Source organism: Streptomyces sp. NPDC034670, assembly GCF_055574875.1.
This window is the reverse complement of sequence record NZ_JBVITR010000091.1, coordinates 1-4465: the sequence shown is the minus strand read 5'-3', so window position 1 is coordinate 4465 and position 4465 is coordinate 1. Positions and strand designations below refer to the sequence as shown.

Below are 4465 nucleotides of genomic sequence, written 5' to 3'. Positions count from 1 at the left end.
TCCCCCCCCCCCCCTGATAGAAATTCTGCCCCCGGGCGGGTGCCCCCCCCCCCCCCCCCCACCCCCCTCCCCCCCCCCCCCCCCCCCCCCCCCCCCGGGTCCCCGGGTGTCGGCGTCCGGACCGCGCCGCGGACGGCGCCTGCGGACGGGGCGCTGCTTTCGGTCAGGTGTTCAGCTCCCGGGTGCGCCGAGCGGCGGCACGGTGTTGGGTGGGCGTGATGCCGCGGCAGCGCTTGAAGGCGACGCTGAGCGCGAAGGTGTTGGAGTACCCGACCCTGCGGGCGATGGAACTCACGGTGGCGTCGGTGTCGCGGAGCAGGTCGGCGGCCAGGGCGACCCGCCACGTGGCCAGATAGGTCATGGGAGGTTCCCCGACATGGCGGGTGAAGCGGCGGGCCAGACCCGACCTGGAGGAACCCACCTTGGCGGCGAGGGTCGCCACCGTCCACGGGTGGGCGGGGTGGTCGTGCATCAGCCGCAGCGCGCTCGCGACGACCGAGTCGTCCGTGGTGCGGTACCAGGCGGGGGCGTGGTTCTGGGGGCGGTCGAACCAGGCCCGCAGCGTGGAGACGAGCAGCAGGTCCAGCAGCCGGTCCAGGACGGCCTGCTGGCCCGGCTTGTCGCGTCGAAGCTCCTCGGTGACCAGGGTGAGGAGCGTACGGTCGCTGTCCCGTTCCGGTACGACGAGGACGTCCGGGAGGGCATCCAGGAGACGGTCGCTGATGCCGGCCCGGCCCTCGTAGGCACCGCTGATCAGAAAGGCCGCGCCCGCTTCGCCGACCCCGCAGGTCCGCGGGTCGGGGGCCGGCCCGCCTCCCGCCACGGCACGGGCGGTGCGCGCGCAGTAGTCCGCGCTGGTGATGACCTGGTGGGGCGGCGCCGCGGGATCCTCGGCGACCGTGTACGGGGCGGGACCGCGCACGACGACGGTGTCACCGGAGTCGACCGGCACGGGCTCGTTGCCCGCGGGCGTGACCCAGATCCTGCCGTTGACCGCGATCACCAGCGTCAGTTGGGCGCCGCTCGCGAAGCGCAGGGACCACTGGGGGCTCATGACCGTCCGGGTGAACACAGCTCCGCGCGCTCGTACCCCGTCCAGCAGATTCGCTAACGTGTCCACCCCCCCAATGTAGACGCTCGAACATCGACATGGGGGTCTCAACCATGGTTTCGCTCCACGCAGGGCGGTTCAGTGGGGCACATGACTGAGCACCCGATTCTGATTACCGGCGGCACGGGGAAGGTCGGCGGGCGCGCCGTGTCCCAACTCCGCGCCATGGGCACCCCGGTGCGCGTGGGGTCGCGTTCCAGCGACCCCCGTTTCGACTGGACGGACCAGAGCACCTGGGACGCCGCTCTGAAGGGCGTGAAGAAGGTCTTCATCGTGCCGCACGACGGTGAGCTGCTGACACGGCCGTTCGTCCAGCGCGCGAAGGAACTGGGCGTCGAGCGCGTCGTGCTGCTGTCCGGCCGCGGTGCCGACGTGCCCGGCTACGCCAGCGAGGACAGCATCGCCGGCAAGACGCACATCGACGGCGAGGACGCCGTGCGCAACTGCGGGCTGGAGTGGACGATCGTCCGGCCGGCGTGGTTCGCGCAGAACTTCAGCGAGGGTTTCTTCCGCGACGCGGTGATGGCCGGCGAGCTCCGGCTGCCCGCCGGTGACGGCGCGGCGAGCTTCGTGGACGCCGAGGACATCGCCGCCGTCGCGGTCGCGGCGCTCACCGAGGACAAGCACGTGGGCAAGACCTACGAGCTGTCCGGACCGAGCGCGCTGACCATCGGCGAGGCGTTGGCGCTCATCTCGGAGGCCACCGGCCGGACGGTGCGCTACGTGCCCCTCTCGCCCGAGGACTTCGTCGCCGAACTGATCGCCGAAGGCTGGCCCAAGGCCGACGCCGAGGACTACGCGGACTCGGTCGGCCCGATCCGGAGGGACATGGACAGCCATCTGTCCGACGGTGTGGAGGCCGCGCTGGGCCGCCCGGCTCGTCCCTTCGCCCAGTTCGTCTCGGACGCCGCGGCCGCCGGGGCGTGGCGCGACTGACGTCACCTGCGGTCGGTGACGACCACCGACCGCACGACACCGCCCCCGCGATCGTGAGATGCGCGGGCCGTACCACCTGAACGTCCGGCGACGCCGGTGGCGGCACGCCGGAGGGCCTGTTCCCGGAGCAGGCCGACGCAACACTGCACGAGCAACGGGGGAGCAGCACCTTGTGGCAGGCCGACGCGACTGCGTACGCGGACGCGTCCCGGCCCGCCACCGTTGTGGAGCCACGGACTCGTCCGGGTTCTGTCTCGCTCTGAGGTGGCACCACATTTCCGATCGCCTGTCTCGCGAACGCGAGCCGGATCCCGCCGGCTGTCGAGTCGATCAGCCGTGCCCGAACCGGCGGAGCGAGCACGTCGCGAGGACAGGGGCCGCGCAGGCAGCCGTCGATTCCTCAGCCGCCCCCCTGGTCCCATGTACACGCGATCACAGGAAACCTGAGGACACCCCAGTGACTGAAGACAACCAGCCAGGCATACGCGGCACCGGTGATCTGTCCCGTCGGCGGCTGTTCAGGCTCGGCGGGCTCACCGCCGCGGCCGCCGCGGTCGGGACCGTCACCGGACCCCTGGGCGGCACTGCCGCCCGGGCCACCGAGCCGCGGACCGGCTATGACGCCATCGTCGTGGGCCTCGGCTTCGCGGGAGCGATAGCGGCACGGGAACTGCGGGCCAAAGGGCTCAACCCGCTGCTGCTGGAGGCCCGTGGCCGGACCGGCGGCCGCACCTGGACCGACACCTTCGCCGGACAGCCCGTGGAGATGGGCGGACAGTTCGTCGACGAGTCCCAGCCGCTGATCACCGCCGAACTCAGGCGCTATGGCATCCCCACCGCGACCGGACTCGTCCCGGCCAAGGCGATCATGCCGACCCCGGACGGCCCCGCCCCGGGGTCCAGTGGTTCCGGACCCGCCGACCTCGTGAGTGCGGCCGCCTGGTCGGGATCGACCGGCGCGTTCGGCGCGCACCATCGGCACGGTCCCCCTCCGCGCCCGATGTACGAGTAGCGCGGCTCGGCCCCCCGACGGCACGGCAGGTGCCGGCAGCGCCAAGGGGGTGTCGCCCCGGCGCCCCGCATGCGGCCGAACGGACCCGCGGCAGCCTCGCCGTCGCCGTTTCCCACAGCGATCACGGGGCCCAGTACTGCAGGGGACCGAGTGGTGTCCGTCGCGTGCCACCGCCAAGCGTCACCGCGAGGGCGAAACAATGAGCAGGAGGATCGCCGGTTCGGCCAACCGGCGTTCAGCGGCTACGTCGCGCGCCACCGGACCCGACGAGAGATCTTGTCCGACGTGACAGTCGGGTGGCCGAGCCCCGCTGTGGTGATCGTCACGAAGGTCTTCGAAGGGCCGCTGCGTACGCTGATCCCGGCCGTCGGTGAGGGGTGGCCCGGGGAGCGGGGCCGGACCCGAGGCACCCTTCCCGGCGCCTGACGCACCGCCAGGAAAGCCAGCACCGGGTCAGCGCGAGTCCTGAAAAACCTGGCGAAAGCTGCCCGGACACGCGACTGGCTGTAAGATGTCGAAACAGCCCTTGACCTGCAGAAACGCAGGCAGGGAGCCTCCTTTCAGGAGTGCACCGATGCTGCGTGCCATGTTCAAGTCCAAGACCTAACGCTTGGTCATTTCCGCAGGTCAGATGCATGATTGCCGGGCTGAGGTCAACGAACAGTCAGCATCGGACGCGGCTGCGTCCTGACGTTGCCGACTTTTGGGCCGGGGAGTGACCCGGCCAGGGTCAACTCCCCCAGCCCCACCCGGAGGGTTCGATGTGCCCCGGCTTGCATGGAGTCGAGTTGCTGGATCCTGGGCGATCGCGGGGATCGACCTCAGTTCGAACTCGACGGGTGTGAGCATGCCGAGCGCGGAGTGGCGCCGCTGGCGGTGGACGGCCGGTTCCGCCTCCAGTTCGGCAATCCGTCGTCGGGCGACCACGAGCTCAGCCCGGTCCTGGCTGGTCGGCCCGGGCAGCTGCCCGGTGTCGACGAGGTGCTGACGTCGCCGGACGTAGATCGTCTGCTCGCTGATGCCGAGACCGTGAGCGATCTCCCTGATCGCCCGGCCGGAATCGACGAGATCGAGGACCTTGCGCCGGAACTCGGCCGGGTGACCACGGGGCGCTGAAGCCTCCTTGGCGTCTGGGACATCATCTGTCCAGCAAGGTGACTCCACCGGACCCGGGGCACATCAGCGTCAGCGGTGGTGCCTGATGCCGTCCGGACCGGAAGTGAGCCGACGAGGCGGAGCCTGGAGAGCTGGTCCGCCTGCTGCCGGGGAGCGCGTCGGGGTGCGGACGCGTCCGCCCGGCGGGAGCGTGGGCTCAGTAGCGGTAGTGGTCGGGCTTGTACGGGCCCTCGACCTTCACCCCGATGTACTCCGCCTGCTCCGGGCGCAGCCGGGTGAGCTTGACGCCG

At 71.3% G+C, this 4465-nt stretch carries 5 protein-coding genes; 2 read left to right on the top strand and 3 right to left on the bottom strand.

Going from position 1 to position 4465, the window contains the following annotated elements:
* Window positions 1-163: 163 nt before the first annotated feature.
* Window positions 164-1120 carry an AraC family transcriptional regulator gene (locus ACZ56B_RS31805; RefSeq protein WP_468798239.1) on the bottom strand — a complete coding sequence of 319 codons (957 nt, stop codon included), beginning with the start codon at window positions 1118-1120 and terminating at the stop codon, window positions 164-166.
* An 81-nt stretch (window positions 1121-1201) separates the two neighbouring features.
* Between ACZ56B_RS31805 and ACZ56B_RS31800 the strand changes: the two genes are divergently transcribed.
* Entirely contained in the window at window positions 1202-2047 is an 846-nt protein-coding gene (locus ACZ56B_RS31800) for an NmrA family NAD(P)-binding protein (RefSeq protein ID WP_468798236.1), read from the top strand.
* A 457-nt stretch (window positions 2048-2504) separates the two neighbouring features.
* Entirely contained in the window at window positions 2505-3059 is a 555-nt protein-coding gene (locus ACZ56B_RS31795; RefSeq protein ID WP_468798233.1) for an FAD-dependent oxidoreductase, read from the top strand.
* A 627-nt stretch (window positions 3060-3686) separates the two neighbouring features.
* Here the strand turns inward: ACZ56B_RS31795 and ACZ56B_RS31790 are convergent.
* Window positions 3687-4223, bottom strand: a complete 537-nt coding sequence (locus tag ACZ56B_RS31790; protein WP_468798230.1) for a transposase — start codon at window positions 4221-4223, stop codon at window positions 3687-3689.
* A 148-nt stretch (window positions 4224-4371) separates the two neighbouring features.
* A partial coding sequence (locus tag ACZ56B_RS31785; RefSeq protein ID WP_468788925.1) for an adenosylhomocysteinase occupies window positions 4372-4465 on the bottom strand: 94 nt, incomplete at its 5' end.

Coding starts and splice junctions, on each gene's coding strand:
- ACZ56B_RS31800 (WP_468798236.1), top strand. CDS start 1,202: ATGACTGAGCACCCGATTCTGATTACCGGCGGCACGGGGAAGGTCGGC.